This is a genomic window from Vibrio sp. 2092, assembly GCF_033339635.1.
GTDB classification, from domain to species: Bacteria; Pseudomonadota; Gammaproteobacteria; order Enterobacterales; family Vibrionaceae; genus Vibrio; species Vibrio alginolyticus.
This window is the reverse complement of record NZ_JAWOUY010000019.1, coordinates 55,409-70,481: the sequence shown is the minus strand read 5'-3', so window position 1 is coordinate 70,481 and position 15,073 is coordinate 55,409. Positions and strand designations below refer to the sequence as shown.

The 15,073-nt window shown below is 45.4% G+C and carries 14 protein-coding genes; 8 read left to right on the top strand and 6 right to left on the bottom strand.

The window, feature by feature from the left end; all coding sequences use genetic code 11:
- The first annotated feature begins 55 nt into the window (after positions 1–55).
- The 3 genes from R7P80_RS23975 to R7P80_RS23965 all read left to right on the top strand — a co-directional run bounded on the left by R7P80_RS23975 (position 56) and on the right by R7P80_RS23965 (position 2,821).
- Complete coding sequence (locus R7P80_RS23975; protein WP_225492000.1) at positions 56–1,423, top strand: AlkA N-terminal domain-containing protein; 1,368 nt, start codon at positions 56–58, stop codon at positions 1,421–1,423.
- Positions 1,420–1,902, top strand: coding sequence for a methylated-DNA--[protein]-cysteine S-methyltransferase (locus tag R7P80_RS23970; protein WP_005374431.1), 483 nt, complete (start codon positions 1,420–1,422; stop codon positions 1,900–1,902). Before R7P80_RS23975 ends, R7P80_RS23970 begins: the two co-directional genes overlap by 4 nt.
- A gap of 100 nt (positions 1,903–2,002) precedes the next feature.
- On the top strand, positions 2,003–2,821 hold the full coding sequence (locus tag R7P80_RS23965; protein WP_053350106.1) for a hypothetical protein: 819 nt from the start codon (positions 2,003–2,005) through the stop codon (positions 2,819–2,821).
- 72 nt (positions 2,822–2,893) lie between these two features.
- Here the strand turns inward: R7P80_RS23965 and R7P80_RS23960 are convergent, their stop codons facing one another.
- Positions 2,894–3,502 (bottom strand): YitT family protein, encoded by a 609-nt coding sequence (locus R7P80_RS23960; RefSeq protein ID WP_005374427.1) that lies wholly within the window; start codon positions 3,500–3,502, stop codon positions 2,894–2,896.
- A gap of 201 nt (positions 3,503–3,703) precedes the next feature.
- Here R7P80_RS23960 and R7P80_RS23955 point away from each other — a divergent pair, with 201 nt between their 5' ends.
- Positions 3,704–4,099, top strand: a complete 396-nt coding sequence (locus tag R7P80_RS23955; RefSeq protein WP_017821038.1) for a GFA family protein — start codon at positions 3,704–3,706, stop codon at positions 4,097–4,099.
- 37 nt (positions 4,100–4,136) lie between these two features.
- Here R7P80_RS23955 and nhaD read toward each other — a convergent pair whose 3' ends face one another.
- Both nhaD and R7P80_RS23945 read right to left on the bottom strand, forming a co-directional pair.
- Positions 4,137–5,567 (bottom strand): sodium:proton antiporter NhaD, encoded by a 1,431-nt coding sequence (nhaD, locus tag R7P80_RS23950; RefSeq protein ID WP_065275582.1) that lies wholly within the window; start codon positions 5,565–5,567, stop codon positions 4,137–4,139.
- A gap of 420 nt (positions 5,568–5,987) precedes the next feature.
- Positions 5,988–7,013 carry an acyltransferase gene (locus R7P80_RS23945; RefSeq protein WP_213971373.1) on the bottom strand — a complete coding sequence of 342 codons (1,026 nt, stop codon included), beginning with the start codon at positions 7,011–7,013 and terminating at the stop codon, positions 5,988–5,990.
- A gap of 250 nt (positions 7,014–7,263) precedes the next feature.
- Between R7P80_RS23945 and R7P80_RS23940 the strand changes: the two genes are divergently transcribed.
- Both R7P80_RS23940 and R7P80_RS23935 read left to right on the top strand, forming a co-directional pair.
- A complete protein-coding gene (locus R7P80_RS23940; protein ID WP_005374416.1) occupies positions 7,264–7,854 on the top strand; it encodes a TetR/AcrR family transcriptional regulator in 591 nt (196 codons plus the stop codon).
- Between the two features lie 128 nt (positions 7,855–7,982).
- The gene (locus tag R7P80_RS23935; RefSeq protein WP_225491999.1) at positions 7,983–8,840 is read left to right on the top strand and encodes an alpha/beta fold hydrolase; all 858 of its coding nucleotides are present in this window, start codon (positions 7,983–7,985) and stop codon (positions 8,838–8,840) included.
- 168 nt (positions 8,841–9,008) lie between these two features.
- On the opposite strand, the gene R7P80_RS23930 is transcribed toward R7P80_RS23935, so the two are convergent.
- Both R7P80_RS23930 and R7P80_RS23925 read right to left on the bottom strand, forming a co-directional pair.
- Positions 9,009–11,555, bottom strand: coding sequence for a glycosyl hydrolase family 18 protein (locus tag R7P80_RS23930; RefSeq protein ID WP_225491998.1), 2,547 nt, complete (start codon positions 11,553–11,555; stop codon positions 9,009–9,011).
- A 369-nt stretch (positions 11,556–11,924) separates the two neighbouring features.
- On the bottom strand, positions 11,925–12,428 hold the full coding sequence (locus tag R7P80_RS23925) for a DUF2850 domain-containing protein (protein ID WP_005374408.1): 504 nt from the start codon (positions 12,426–12,428) through the stop codon (positions 11,925–11,927).
- A 328-nt stretch (positions 12,429–12,756) separates the two neighbouring features.
- On the opposite strand from R7P80_RS23925, the gene R7P80_RS23920 reads away from it, so the two are divergent.
- A complete protein-coding gene (locus tag R7P80_RS23920) occupies positions 12,757–13,041 on the top strand; it encodes a pyrimidine/purine nucleoside phosphorylase (RefSeq protein WP_065275586.1) in 285 nt (94 codons plus the stop codon).
- Positions 13,042–13,173: 132 nt separating this feature from the next.
- Positions 13,174–13,455: a hypothetical protein gene (locus R7P80_RS23915; protein ID WP_005374405.1), complete on the top strand. Its 282-nt coding sequence runs from the start codon at positions 13,174–13,176 to the stop codon at positions 13,453–13,455.
- A 3-nt stretch (positions 13,456–13,458) separates the two neighbouring features.
- Here the strand turns inward: R7P80_RS23915 and R7P80_RS23910 are convergent, their stop codons facing one another.
- A complete protein-coding gene (locus R7P80_RS23910; RefSeq protein ID WP_017821033.1) occupies positions 13,459–14,607 on the bottom strand; it encodes a GGDEF domain-containing protein in 1,149 nt (382 codons plus the stop codon).
- Positions 14,608–15,073: the final 466 nt, after the last annotated feature.

Sequence of the window (15,073 nt, the reverse complement as noted above, 5' to 3'; positions counted from 1 at the left end):
ATTGAACGATGCCTATGAACAATAAATGACAAAAGGCATGAGCAAGGAAAGCACTATGTTTATTCACCCCCATACCTCACTGACCTTTGAGCAGTGTCACAAGGCGCGAGTCGCGCGAGACAGTCGTTTTGATGGGCGATTTTATGTGGCGGTAAAAACAACGGGAATCTTTTGTCGTCCGATTTGCCCGGCAAATTTGCCTAAAGAAGAAAATGTTGAGTATTTCGCTGATAAGACGCAAGCCCTTCAAGCAGGGTACCGTCCGTGTTTACGCTGTCGACCTGATAGCGCTCCTGGATCTTGGGCATGGAAAGGTGTCGAGACGACCTTTCAACGAGCGATTTCGTTAATTGATAGAGGGGAGTTGCATCACCATTCGGTGTCTGAGTTGGCTGAGCGTGTTGGGATTTCTGACCGTTACTTACGTATGTTATTTGAGCAGTATCTAGGTATGTCACCCAAGCAGTATGCGCAATATCAGCAACTAATGTTTGCCAAACAGTTGCTTCACTTCAGCTCTATGTCGGTCACCGACGTGGGGTTTGCGTCCGGTTTTAACAGTACGCGCCGCTTCAACGATGCTTTTCAAAAGTTTCTCAAACTAACGCCTTCTCAAGTACGCCGTAAAGAGTTTGATGGTGCGGGTTGCAATCGAATTGCCTTACCTTATCGAGGTGAGTTGAATTGGTCGCACATGTTGGACTTCTATCGTTTGCGAGCGGTTGAGGGGGTTGAGCTGGTGAGGGATGAGAGTTATCAGCGCAACGTTTTTTTGGATAACAGCAAAGCCTGGTTTAAAGCGACAAAAGGTGAAGGATACTTAGAACTGGCGTTTGAAATTGAAGACGTAACGAAGCTGCAAAACTTGGTGTCTGACATTCGTCGTATGTTCGATCTTGACGCTGATATTTGTACTGTTGAGCAGCATTTGGAGTATGTCGCGCCTGGGCTCGTGTCGAGTAAAGGTATTCGTATTCCTGGTGTATGGAATGCATGGGAAGCAGGGGTTAGAGCGATTTTAGGCCAGCAGGTGTCGGTTAAAGCGGCGATTGGTCAACTTAACTTATTGGTGGCCACACTTAGTGGAGAGTCAGAAAAACGTTTTTTCCCGACTCCCAGTGATATTGCAAACGCCGACGTGAGCTTTTTGCGCATGCCGCAAAGCCGTAAAGAGACGCTAGTGCGCTTCGCCCAGTTTATGCAGGACAACTCAGAAGCTGACCCCCAGCAGTGGCTAACTTTGAAAGGCATTGGACCTTGGACCGTCAGTTATGCTCAACTGCGAGGGCAATCTCAACCCGATTGCTTTTTAGATAAAGACTTAGTGGTGAAAAAGGCGATGCAGCGTTACCCATCACTGAATACGCACACTGCGGCCCCTTGGGGAAGCTACGCGACGTTTCACTTATGGAATCAATCATGAAAACATTTTATACCGAAATGCCGAGTCCACTAGGAACGGTGACTATCCAATCGAACGCTGAGGGCTTACTTGGCATTTGGTTTGAAACATGCACCACTAAGCCGAGTGAGCTGGGAGTGCGAGACGAGCAGCATCCGGTCTTGCGCCAAGCTGTCACCCAACTGGATGAATACTTTGCTGGTCTGCGCAACGAATTCGATTTGCCCCTTGCAGCGACAGGCACTGATTTTCAAAATCAAGTTTGGCAGGCACTAACGACCATTCCATATGGGGAAACGTGGAGCTATCAAGATCTCGCGAATGCGATAGGTAACCCTAAAGCTGTGCGTGCTGTTGGGTTAGCAAACGGGAAGAATCCGATTTCTATCGTGGTGCCTTGTCATCGCGTTATTGGCAAAAGCGGAAAACTGACTGGGTATGCAGGTGGAGTGGAGCGCAAGCAACGTTTGCTCGCGTTGGAGCAAGGTACACCGCTTTAAGTGAGGCGATTCTCGTATTGGGATTAAGCGTGCTACACAGGGGTAACGATAGTGTAGAGTTTCATAATCGTTATACGAATAGAAGAAGGACAATAAGGACATGCCTTTCAAAACGGATTTTGATGCCTTCATGAGTGAGTGTTGGCAGCATCACGAGGAAAATCCCGAACAAGTTTATGCTCAGCTAGAAACGGCTCTGAGCGAGGTGGAAGACGTTACCCAAATCGAGCGAATATTCGCATTGATGCTGCATACCGCTATTGGGCATCTCCAGTGCCCAGAACAGTTTCTTACTTGTTTAGAGCACTTTGATGAACGCAAGGTTGCCGAGAGTTTTGCATTTCAACGCAGTATTGCCGTTGCGCGCTATTTCGTAGATGGCACTGACAATATGGAATTATTGGAAGAGCAAGAACAACGCCGAGTTTACGCTTTGATTTCGAATGAACTTTCTGCACTTGTTCAGCTTGAACTGGCGAGTCAATGGTTGGTGAAGGCAGCGTTAGGAACGACGCCGAACGATGCAGAAGGGCCATTAGCGCGCGCTATCGCGATCACTGCGAACAACTTAGCATGTCAGTACGAAGCGCTGGCTGAGCGCACGTGCATGGAAAAATCGAAGATGTTAGAAGCAGCGACACTCGCGCTAGACTATTGGAAAGTGGCAGGGGGTTGGATGCAAGAAGAGCGCGCAGAGTATCGCTTAGCGATGAGCTTGCTTAAAGCGGATAAACCGCAAGAAGCCAAAGTGCATGCTGAGCGCTGTGAGGCTATTTGTCAGCAAAATGGTAGCGACGCGTTTGAGCTGTTCCACGCACATGACTTGTTGATGCAAGTACACTTCCATCTTAGTCAGAAATATAAAGCTAAATTGGATGAAGAGATGCAGCAGCACTGCAAAACGAGCTCGTTGACGTGATCTTAGCGTTGAATGAAAAAAGCCCCGAGTGACTGGCTGGGGGCTTTAGGGTTGTTGACTATGCAGCGATGATTATGCTGCTTGCGCTTTTGCTTGGTATCGTCCTGGTTTATGGTTCATCGCCAAAATCAAGTTCGTTGCGATGGCACCTAGAACAGATAGAGCGATAAGGTGCACATCTACAATGAACAGTGACATCACCACGATGGCACAATCTAACGCCATTTGAACTTTACCCGCTCGAACTCCAAAACGTTCCTGAAGGTACAACGCTAGAATGTTAAAGCCACCCAAACTCATTTTGTGACGGAAAATTACCAACATACCGATTCCAATCAGCCCACCACCCAAAAGTGCCGCATAGAAAGGTTCGATTCGTGAAATCTCAATCACATGATGCAGATGATCGACCGCAAAAGAGACAATCGAAACCGCAATAAAGGTATTGATAGTGAAGCGCCAACCCATGCGCATCACAGATAAAATATAAAAAGGGAGGTTAAGAGCGAAAAATATCTGACCAAAACTGAAGTCACTCACTTTGGTTAGGAAGATCGCCAAGCCAGCCGTACCGCCAGTGAGCAATCCTACTTTGCTAAAAAATATCACTCCAAGTGACACTAACGCACTGCCGAGCGTCAGAGCCAAGAGGTTCTCTCTTAGGCTATGATCTTTGTCCATAAATTAATTTCCTTGGTTTAAAAAACGCGCCGGAGATAACACGTCTCACGGACGCGATAGACAGTCGCCAAAATAGCAACTAACAAATCGGCAAATAAAATGTCGCGAAAAGTGATGGATGTCGAGTTTTTGGACGAGATTATGATGATATTAACCTGTTTAACATAATGTACACAGATAGAAAAACAACAAGGAAAAGTTATGATTAAGAAAGTTGGCAACACCCAAATCAACACATTACATCGACTGAGTTGTCACTGTGGAAAAGTTGAGTTGGAACTGGCGTTACCCAATGGTATTGAGAAACCGAGACGGTGTGACTGTTCTATGTGTCGACGTCGTGGCGCGATTGTCGCATCTGTACCTTTGAACGGTATTCGTATTGTGCAAGGCGAAGACGTCTTGAAGCAGTATCAATTTAATACACACACTGCGAAGCACTTTTTCTGTGGCGAGTGCGGTATTTATACGCACCATCAGCGTCGTTCTGACCCGAGTGAGTATGGCTATAATGTCGGCTGCTTAGAGGGCGTCAACCCATATGAGTTGGGAGCGATTGAAGTGATGGATGGCGTTAACCATCCATCCGACCGCTAGGTTGTGTTGCAAGTTAAGTACCTGATTGTCGGTGCTTTTAAGTAAATAAACCGCTATTCATCCACAAGTGTACCGCAATACTGGCGGCATAACCCAAGGCGATGACGGGAGCCCACTTTAAGTGGCCAAAGAAGGTGTATTGCCCACGCGCGGCTCCCATTAAAGCGACGCCTGCCGCGGATCCGATGGAAAGCAAACTGCCCCCGACACCTGCGGTTAATGTGACCAGTAGCCAGTTGCCCATCGACATGTTTGGTTCCATAGTCAGTACAGCAAACATAACCGGAATGTTATCGACGATTGCAGATAGGACACCAACCATTACGTTTGCCCAGACTGGGTTCCATTGCGTGTACATGACGTTTGAAACCAGTTCGAGGTAGCCAAGTAAACTTAAACCGCCAACACACATCACAACACCATAGAAGAACAACAAGGTGTCCCATTCGGCTCGAGACACACGATGAAACACATCAAACGGAACCACTGAGCCTAAGCGCTTCAATGCCTGATCATCGCCATTGGCAATTGCCATAGCTGCTTTTTTTGCGAGTGAGTGTTTGAGAGTTTGGCGCAAAAAATATCCGAAAAACTGTAAGTACGCCAAGCCCATCATCATGCCCATAACGGGTGGGAAGTGCAGCACAGCATGGAAAGAGACTGCGGTGGCAATCGTCAAAATGAACAACGCGACAATACGCCTTGCCCCGCGTTTTAGCTCAACGTGTTGGTGAATCGTATTCGGTTTTGTGTTTGGAACAAAAAGTGACATCAAAAATGCGGGAACCAAGTAGTTCACCAATGACGGTACAAACAACGGAGTGAACTCAGCAAAGCTGACATGACCGGCCTGCCACACCATCAGGGTTGTAATATCACCAAATGGGCTGAATGCACCGCCAGCATTGGCTGCGATAACAATGTTGATACAAGCAAGATTGACGAACTTAGGATTATCACCAGAGACTTTCATCACTACAGCGCACATCAAAAGGGCCGTAGTTAAGTTATCGGCAATCGGTGAAATGACAAAAGCGAGAAACCCCGTCAGCCAGAACAACTTTTTGAATCCAAAACCTTTACCAACCATCCACGCCTGTAAGGCATCGAAGAGTTTGCGTTCTTCCATTGCGTTGATGTAGGTCATCGCCACGAGCAAAAACAGCAGCAACTCGGCATATTCCAACAAGTTATGTTCTAGTGCGGATTTGGCGATTTCAGGCTGGTTGTGCTGAGCAAAGGTGTAGCCAATCAGAATCCAAATTAACCCTGCAGCGAGCAGCACTGGCTTGGATTTTCTCATTTTCAGATACTCTTCCAACATAACCAGTATGTAAGCGATCGAAAAGATAATCAGAGCCGCGTAACCGACACCAGAATTAACAAGGTTCAGTTCATTGGTTGATGCAGCAAAGGTGGCGCTAGATAACAACAAACAGCAGAAAGCCACAATTGGATAGATTGGCATAGACATTTCTCCTTTGTCTGGTTGGAGAAATATTAGCCACAAATGAATGAGTTAGTTGTGAGAGAGCTCGAATTAACAGTAGGAGTTAGGAAATGATAGTGTGCGCCACTATTTTCTGAGTGACGCAATGCTTGCTGCGCCGAATAAAACCGCAGCGGCATATAAACCGTAAGTTAACCAGTGACTAATCTCTAAAAAAGGAACGAGTCCTTGACCTGCCCACATACAGCCTCCGTTTAATGAGCAATGTTGTAATAGTCGAGCCAATTTAAAGGAAATGAACAATGTTTTTTGTGAGTGAAAGCAAATTCTGAAGGATTAGAAAGTCAAAAATTGGTCAGTGAGAGAGAAATCTCATTTTTAACTGGCTAGCTCTAACCCTTTTGAGTTAAAGCTAGCTATATCTAGAGCTGAATGCATTTAGCGTAGGAGCCATTTTTTCAACGGTGAAGCGTCGATTGCTTTCACAAGCAGTATGGTTGCAACAATCGTTGCAGGATAAATAAACACATCTTTCGCGAGGTGTTGCAGCCCGATAAATCCAGCGACATTCATCATGACAATTATGATAAGCAGATGGCTAACATATATTCCTAACACGCTAGGAGATAGTTTGAAGACCCAAGGCATGTCGCCAAAATGAGGGTGAGCCAAAAGCCACATAAAGACACCTACAGTCCAGATAACGGTACCGAATAGGAAGTCGTGCGAGTTGAAAGCGATGTCATGTTGCATCAGCCAGTAAGCTTCACCAAAATGCAGTGCCATGCCAAGAATAATGCATCGAACCGTATTGTTTCTCGACCACCGCCACTGCGCTTCTCGTGCGAAATAACCTAGAGCAACTAGCAACGTGCTGAAAAAAGGCCCGTTACGAGTAAAGAAAGGCGCTGGCAGGTCGGTAATGGTCGCGTAACTGCCAGCAAAGACCCCGTATATGTATAGCAATACTGCGGTTGGCAGTATCAGTTGCGCCATATTGATATGCACGAGAAAGGCAATTAACGCTACGGCAATGACCAGAGCCGGAATAAACCACAGATGAACGAGTCCGCCTTCGATGAGTGAATTGATCGGGGTTGACATTAAGTACCCCCAATAACCTTGCCTTTCGGCGAGATACCCAGCCTCAGCGACCGTCTGCCATTGGAATGGCATCAGTAAACTGATCATGCTCCAAATGAGCCAAACCTTCATTAACGGTTTGGCGTAGTTCTTAAGAGTATCAATAGGTGAGTGACTCAACTTCGGCTGGATTAGATAACCCGAGATGAGAAAGAACAACGGAACAGCAAAACGAGCCAGTTGGTTGAGCATATAGCCAACCCATGGTATCCCATCCCACTGCCAGTACGTCAGTGCCATCTGGCAATGCAAACCCACAATCGCAAGCATCGCAATGATACGTGCAAACTCTAAGCTGGCTATTTTTTGTTTCTTTGCCATTACATTGTTTACCTAAATAAAAAACTTAGGTGAAAATAGCAGGTTGTTACTGAAGTAATACGTGAAAAAGTCAACAGACTTGCGCTTACATTGAAGCTGTTTTGAAAATTAAGACTTACTTCAAACTTCTTAATTATTAACCTATTAACGCAATCAATACCTGATTCGTGAGTCGAAAATAGCACTGAATAATGGTTAGACCAGTTAACTCGAGATTGCAAAAAAGAACGATCGTGCTAAAAATAAGACTATGCAAAAAGGAAAAGTGACAAAAGAGTTTATTCTGCAGCGGGCTTTTGAGATCGCCAGCGAAGACGGATTAGAAAGTCTTACGATTGGAGAGTTAGCCAAGCAATGCGGTATGTCGAAAAGTGGTCTGTTTGCCCACTTTAATTCGAAGTTGAATTTACAGCTATCGGTGCTTGATCACGCCAATAAAGTGTTCGCTGATCGGGTTATTGAGCCTGCTCGAGAACTCGGGGATGGCAATATCGAGCGTAAAATTCGAGGGTTGCTCGACTCTTGGATGACTTGGAATCACGCATTCCAAGGAAGTTGTATGTTTCTTGACGCTTGGAATGATACGGCAGATAAAGATTGCCCGCTTCAGGCCGGACTGCGTAAATCCATAGACACTTGGCTGAGTTATTTGGAGATCCAAATAGCGAAAGGCAAAGAGAAGCAAGAATTTGCAGCAGACTTAGATACACGCCAAGCAACGTTTGATTTGTACGGTCTCTATTTGAGTGCGCATGTTTTTTACTCAATTAAAGGTGAGCAAGAAAGCTTGCGTCTGTTTTGGCAAGGGATCGACAACTTATTTTCTCGCTGGAAAGGCTAATATCGGTTATTCGCTTCCCAGATTCGTAGACATAAAATCACAAAGAGCGGCTGAGTTCGCTCTTTCTTATCAGCGTAAAAAGCACGATCGTTCTATTTTTTGCAAAGCTGATAGTTAAGGACATGATTATGAGTGAAAAAATTTACTTTAATACATCGCAACGTTTCAGTATTAAGCGCAGTTTGGTGAACATTAGTACTTGGTTACACCATACACTGGCCCCGTCACATGCAAAGAAGACCGCGCGCAAGCTTCTTCTGACACCTGCTCGTACGCAACCTAAAAATATTGAACCTCAAGGGCTTATCAAAGGTGAAATTAAAGGGCATGCAGGCATCATCAAAACCTATACTTTGGGCTCTGGACCTATTTGGGTGCTAACTCATGGTTGGTCTGGCACGGCAAGTCAGTTTTATCCACTGATGGAACATATTGCGTCGAAAGGGTTTACTGCTTTGGCGTACGATCATCCGGCACATGGTGAGAGTGAGGGGCAGTATGGGCACATTCCGGGGTTTGTCAGAGGATTAGAAGATGTGTTGGATACGGTCGAGGATGTTGTTGGCCTAGTTGGGCACAGCATGGGCACCGCTTCTGCTCTTGAGTGCCGACACAGCAAATTAGAAAACAAGCCTTTGCTGCTTATTGCTCCGGTATTAAATTACGTAGAGAACTTATTCGGTAGCATTGCGCGTTCCGGTTACTCGATGAAGCTTTTTAATGCTGTGGTTTCAGAAGTTGAAGACCAATTTGGCTATCCGTTACAGTCCATTGATCCGATGAAGCGTTTGTCTGAGCGTCCGTCTCACACCATTATTATTCATGATGAGCAAGATAAGTTCACCAAATACAGTGTCTCGGCAAAAGCGGCTGAAGAGATTAAAAACGTTGAGTTAGTGACAACACAAGGTCAGGGGCATGGTCGAGTGATGAAGTGTGAGCAAGTCTTCAGTAGTTTTGACCGTTTGCTCGATAGTGCTTGGTAACCCTTACTTTTACTGATTGACTCGCTCCGTTTTGGGCTAAGTCGATTTGAAAGTAACACCTCAGATTTTTTCGTCTCTGGTGTTGCTCTCCTCGTTAAGAGGTTAAATCCAAAAAGGACAGCCGAAGCTGTCCTTTGTTTATTTAGCAGAACGTCTGCAAGGCTGAAATTAGTTACAGTTAGCTACGCCAACTTCTTTCCAAACGCCCCATTCGCCAGATTGGCTAGGATCGTCACCCTGAGTCCACCATTTCGCTTCCCACGTTTTACCTGCGTGAGTCACTTGGTTACCACCTGTGTACACTGCGCTCGCATCCCATGCGTTGTCACAAGTACCAGGGTTCGGATCGGTTGTGTGCTGTGCAACAACCACTGTCGCGTTTGCCGATGAAGACGCTTTACCGTCGCTCACACTTACAGTGAAGCTTAAGCTTGTGTCTTGCGGGTATTCCGCAGCAGTGAACGTGACTTTAGAGCCTTCAACCGTTGCATTCAGACCTTGAGGTAGAGTCCAGTTGAATGTCAGGGTATCGTTGTCTGCATCGCTAGACGCAGATGCATCTACAACCACAACGTCACCAGCGTTTGCTGTTGCTGGAGCAACAACTTGTGCTACTGGTGCGCTGTTCACTGGGTCAACAACACCTGCTGGTTTCACTGTTACTACAACGAGGTCAGATGCCGTTGCACCCTCGTTATCAGTCACCGTCAGCTTGAAAGTTAATTGCTCTTCAACAGTAACTTCTGCTGCATCAAAGCTTGCTTTCGCTGTGTTTGCACCTGTTAGTACCACTGCTGTGCCAGATACTTGTTCCCAAGCGTAGCTTGCGATGGTGCCGTCAGAGTCTTTTGACAGGCTGCCATCTAGAACCACATTTGCAGGACCTGTTACCGATTGATCTGCGCCAGCGGCTGCGGTTGGTTTACGGTTTGGTTGAGGAACCACACCACCAGCCATACCTTCGTGCATCGCGTTTAGAATGTCACCGTTATCCGCGTCAATTTCCCAAGAGAATAGACCAGCAAGACCAAGAGACTTCGCGTAGCTACCTTTTGCTAGCACTGAACGGTGGTCATCAAATGTGATCAACTCGCCCGTAGTACGGTTCCATACCCATGGTGCTTCTGCTTGTGCATCGTAGCCGTACTCGAAGCCGTTAATACCAGTGTTGTTTGCACCTAGCATGAATGACTTAATGCCTTTGTAGTCAATTACGCCATCTTCCCAAACACCTTGCGCTGTGCTGCCCTTCAGTTTACCTGTAGCAGTACCTGTCATTGGGTCGTTTGGATCTGTGAGTGTATCTGGAGTTACGCCTTCCCAGCCACGACCGTACATTGCTGTACCAAGTACTAGCTTGTTCGCAGGAACGCCTTGAGCAAGAAGAAGTTGGATGCCGTTATCTGCTGTGTAAGCAGGACCTTTGTACGGTTCGCCGTTCTCATCAACGCCACTACCGTCACACTGACCAGGACGCATGAATGAACCACAGTAAAGCGCAGTTTGGTGACCAGGAACGTTATTCCAACCACCGTAGAAGTCGTAAGTCATTGCGAAGATGTAATCCATGTACTGAACTGCATCTGCGTAGTCTACGTCTTCAATCTTGTCGTAACCGACACCGATAGCGGACGTTAGCTCGTAAGTACGGCCTGTCTCAGCTTCTAATTCATCAAGCATTACGCGCAGTTCACGCATCAGTGCGATGTATGCTGGGCCATCGTTTACAGGGTCGCCCTTATCGGCTGCTGCACCGCCGCCGCCAGGGAATTCCCAGTCGATGTCAACACCGTCGTAGAATTTCCAAGTTTTCAGGAACTTCTTAACTGATGCGACGAATGTGTCACGGTTTTTCTTGTCCACGAAATCGAAGAATGGGTCAGACAGTGTCCAACCACCGATCGATGGGATGATTTTTAGATCAGGGTTACGTTGTTTCAATGCCATTAGCATTGCGTAGTTACCCTTGATAGGCGTGCTGTATTCATGACCAGCTTGTGGGAAGCTCTTCTGATAAGCAGCCCAAGGGTCATGGATAACGACTTCATAATCAGGCACACCTGTACAAGCAGTTTGTAGCGCGTTGAAACTGTTGCCGCCAACAGACTTCACAGACTCATTTGGGCCACAAATTGGGATAAAACCGTAAAGGATGTGAGTCAAGTTGTCGACCGGCATATTATCGACTGTGTAGTCACGGCCATAGATGCCCCATTCAACAAAATACGTACCCATCACGACGCTTGGATCGGTATTGTAGGTTTTGTTGTTTGGATCAACATTCATCGTTAGTGGCTTCAGGTGAGAACCATCGGTATCTGCAATTGTGATTTCAGCTGGTGCGCTTTTCGCACAACCTGTCGCATCACATGCTTCGATTTCCATTTGGTATAAGCCACCTTGGCCGTATTCAAACGAAGCTATCGTTTGGCTACCAGTGATAGGGCCGCTTGCTACTTTTACACCATCAAAATAGACGTTGTAAGTGTCACCAGGTGTGCCACTCCACTGGTTAAATTTAACAGTGATCTTCGCTTGCTCATGGTATTTCACCATGTCGTAGTAGCCTGACGTGGTTTCCATCGCGAGTTCAATTTTAGAAAACTGAAGGTTGTTGGAACCGTACATATCGATACTTGGTGCGGTTGGAGCCGCAACTGCAGCGCCTGATAGCGCTAAAGCAACTCCAGCTGCACATAGGTTAAATCGAATCATAACTTCTCTCTCAATCCTTGGATTCATGTTCTACCTAGAACATAGGCTGCTCTTGCACCAGATAAGATGATTGGATTTACTCCACGTGCAAAAGCATCACACTCAGCATTTCAGAGAGTTTTTTTTCGTCAAAAAAAATTAAGACGGTTTTCGAGGCACTTGAGAGAACTTAACTAAAACTCGCACTCTGTTACACAGAAAGTGTCAGACTGAGTCAATAATTTATAAAATCTCAGCAGAAACTAAAATTATTGTTTACTCAGTAACGAGTTAGTTAAATGCGATGAAGGCCTTATTTTGTTGTTTATTAAGGTTTTGTTTCATTGATATAGAAAGAGAATTGAAAGGAAAAATAGCCGTGAAGACGTATTAGTCACGGCTGAAGTGTTCACTCAACGCGGCGCGACGTTTAGAGGCTGCACCGGTTTCTGAGCCCTGAACGGTATGCTCAAATCCTTTACGAATGAATCGCTGATCTGGAATAAGAGGCTCAATACGGCGTATTTGAGGTGAAAGATGAGAGCCCGAGATCTGATACGCTGTCTTTCCTAATCCGGTATTCAACGTGATGACCTTGCCATCGAATTCAAATTCCGTCGTAATAAGTCGATGGTTTCGGTATACCCCATCTTCAGTGAAAACGAGACGTTCTGTTTGGTAGGGTGGCGCGCCAATCTCAATCCATTCGCCGTACACCTTTTCCGGATCAATGTGGTCTTGATAGGAAAGGTGGATTTGATAGCCAAAAAACGTCAACAGACCCATCCCGAAGCAGACAAATGTACTCTTGAGGATTTTAGATTGGTGGCGAGCCAAAAATGAAAGTTTTGGTTCTTGTCGTGCTTTTCGCCTTCGGCGGGTTGAGTCCGTCATAGATCTAATTTTCTCCACTTTTTTAACATGGTGGAAACCTTCCTTTTTAAAAACAAACAATCCCGCCATTGAGACGACGAAACTATGATCTAATGTCCACTTTTACATTCAGATACACATCTTATTGATGGTTTTGTTGTTTGCTCACATTCATTACTTCGTAGGTTTTCTTGCTCGGTTTAGGTCGCCTGATTAATCCTCGCGAAAAAAGGTTCTCGCTCAGTAGCAAAGGATGTGCGTTATTACGTTGAGTTTAATGGCTTTCAAAGCTTGAGTAACGGAAAGAAACAAGGTAAAAAAGAGCGGACTTTTGATAAGGAAACCAATAATGAATATTAAGGAAAATAGCTATTTTGCTGGTAGTGTAAAATCACTAGGCTTTAACCAGAAAGATCAGGATGTTAGCGTTGGTGTGATGCTTCCTGGTGAGTACACGTTTGGTACTCAAGCACCAGAGCGTATGACGGTTGTAAAAGGTGCGCTTGTGGTCAAGCGTGTTGGCGAGAGCGATTGGACGACTTGTCAAAGTGGTGAGTTTTTTGAAGTGGAAGGTAATTCTTCATTTGAGCTTCAAGTGAAAGAAGCGACTGCGTATTTATGTGAGTACTTCTAGCGTTCATTTGTTGCTCGTCATAAAACCACCTTCGGGTGGTTTTTTCGTCTATGTGCTTCACTTATAACGCATCTTTTTGGTTATTTGGGTATATACTTAATAAAAATGTACCCATCGACCAGGGAGGAAGTGATGGCAGTACAACGCAAGCATTCTGATCTCCCTCCTCGTTACGAGGATAAAGATCTCACCAATGAGCAAAGACAGCGCTTTACCGAAGTTGCCAACGCCGCTCATAAGAGACGTGAATTTTATCGACGTGCTCTAGGAAAGAGCTTAATGGGCAAAATGAAGGGCCGTGCGTTTAAAGATCACCCCACTCGTCAGCAAGACAAGCCGAACAGAACGTTGCAAGTAGTGTGGTTAATCGTATTCCTCGTTGTGGGGCTTTGGGTGATGCATGTGTTCGCTTAGTCATTAGCAAGCTTCTGGTACCGCTGGTGCATCAGATGTTGACTGTTCTTCCGTATTGCAGTGCTCATAAAAGGCGTACTGGTTTTTACCAGTATGTTTAGCTGCGTACATTGCTTTGTCTGCACATCGAGTCAATTCAGACAAATCCTTTGCATCTTGCTTATAGATAGCAGCACCTACACTCATCGTTAACTCGTTAATCATATCGTAGCTTCGGTAACCTGTCGGAAACAGATTTACGATCCGTTTTAGGATGCTGTCTAGGTCATCTTTACTTTTTACATCGTAAAGCATGATTACAAACTCGTCGCCCGCAAATCGAGCGATGGAGTAGTCGTGTTTATCTGTTTTTCTGTCTTTGTTGCGAATGTTATTTTTTAATCGAGTTGCGAAGGCTTGAAGTACTTGGTCACCAATATCGTGCCCGTAGGTGTCGTTGATGTGCTTGAAGTTATCGATATCGAGAAAAACCAATGCGGTGATGCTGTCATCAGATGAGTGCTTGATTTCATCGAGCTTTGCGCGCGCCCAAGTCTCAAAGCTCCAGCGATTGGCAAGCCCAGTGAGCTGGTCAAAATATGCTAACTCCTCAATCCCCTCACGATACAGTGTTTGAATGTAATTGAGGACTTTCGTGTAGTAATACGAGAACGTGTGACACACAAACGCGGTCGCTATCAGGGTCAGCATCAATCTCCGCTCTATGATTTCTGTGGCTGTTGGCAGTCGATCTAAAAAAGCGACCCCAAAAAAGATCAGTAAAATGTAGGTGCCACTGAACAGCAGACCGACCTTAAACTCATTAATTAATACCAGAGTGGCGACAATAGGATATAGCCATAGCACCTTGCCTGACGGAGCGTCGTTATACAGAAGTAACAATAACCCTTCGAACATTAAGACAGCACTTAGCCATAAGTCGGCGTATTGATGGTGCCGCTGGACTTTTATTACATAACTGATTGCTAAGCATGCCAAGGCACACAAAGCATGGAAAAAGCTTAAGCCCCAGTTATTCTCAAGTGATTGAGCAATGGAACCATAAGTTAAACAGGCAGCGGCGATACTGGAGCATAAAAAGACAATTTTCTTTTTTCTTGTTGAGCGGATGTCCGCCATTTCTTCTAAGCGCGCCCCAGCCAATGTCGACATTACGTATCCTTGCTTAATTAACGTGTACGCTTATTCTAGGCGGTATTTTCGCGATAAATAGAACAACAAAGTTTCCAAATGTGATATCAGTCATTTTTAGTGCAAAGCCATCAGTGTGATTTGGTGCGAGTGTTCAAAGAGGAATGGTAGCGCATGCAGGTTTTCATGACGGTTCTTCATGGCTCTATATGGTTGGACTGATAACTCAAAGTAATGTATCTAGTTAGACGCATTACTATTGATTATCCTGATTCTGTTCGGTGCTTGTTGATTGAGAGTATTGTTCACCAATCTCTGCTCTACTTATCGTTAAGGCATATGTCGTTTCGAAAAGGCATTAGAAATATTTTTCCGAAACAGGGCGAAATATTGTTGTCGTTATGACCAATATGCGACTAGAATCCGCGCTAAATCACAACCTCATATCGAGCTTCGTTCGAGTCACTATTTTTAAACTGCTTCACAA

Bases quoted from the DNA above. Each gene is read 5' to 3' on its own strand.
- R7P80_RS23940 (WP_005374416.1), top strand. From the start codon at position 7,264: ATGCAAAAAGGAAAAGTGACAAAAGAGTTTATTCTGCAGCGGGCTTTT.
- R7P80_RS23975 (WP_225492000.1), top strand. From the start codon at position 56: ATGTTTATTCACCCCCATACCTCACTGACCTTTGAGCAGTGTCACAAG.
- R7P80_RS23920 (WP_065275586.1), top strand. From the start codon at position 12,757: ATGAATATTAAGGAAAATAGCTATTTTGCTGGTAGTGTAAAATCACTA.
- R7P80_RS23925 (WP_005374408.1), bottom strand. From the start codon at position 12,428: ATGACGGACTCAACCCGCCGAAGGCGAAAAGCACGACAAGAACCAAAA.
- R7P80_RS23965 (WP_053350106.1), top strand. From the start codon at position 2,003: ATGCCTTTCAAAACGGATTTTGATGCCTTCATGAGTGAGTGTTGGCAG.
- R7P80_RS23915 (WP_005374405.1), top strand. From the start codon at position 13,174: ATGGCAGTACAACGCAAGCATTCTGATCTCCCTCCTCGTTACGAGGAT.
- R7P80_RS23955 (WP_017821038.1), top strand. From the start codon at position 3,704: ATGATTAAGAAAGTTGGCAACACCCAAATCAACACATTACATCGACTG.
- R7P80_RS23960 (WP_005374427.1), bottom strand. From the start codon at position 3,502: ATGGACAAAGATCATAGCCTAAGAGAGAACCTCTTGGCTCTGACGCTC.
- R7P80_RS23930 (WP_225491998.1), bottom strand. From the start codon at position 11,555: ATGATTCGATTTAACCTATGTGCAGCTGGAGTTGCTTTAGCGCTATCA.
- R7P80_RS23945 (WP_213971373.1), bottom strand. From the start codon at position 7,013: ATGGCAAAGAAACAAAAAATAGCCAGCTTAGAGTTTGCACGTATCATT.
- R7P80_RS23970 (WP_005374431.1), top strand. From the start codon at position 1,420: ATGAAAACATTTTATACCGAAATGCCGAGTCCACTAGGAACGGTGACT.
- nhaD (WP_065275582.1), bottom strand. From the start codon at position 5,567: ATGCCAATCTATCCAATTGTGGCTTTCTGCTGTTTGTTGTTATCTAGC.
- R7P80_RS23935 (WP_225491999.1), top strand. From the start codon at position 7,983: ATGAGTGAAAAAATTTACTTTAATACATCGCAACGTTTCAGTATTAAG.
- R7P80_RS23910 (WP_017821033.1), bottom strand. From the start codon at position 14,607: ATGTCGACATTGGCTGGGGCGCGCTTAGAAGAAATGGCGGACATCCGC.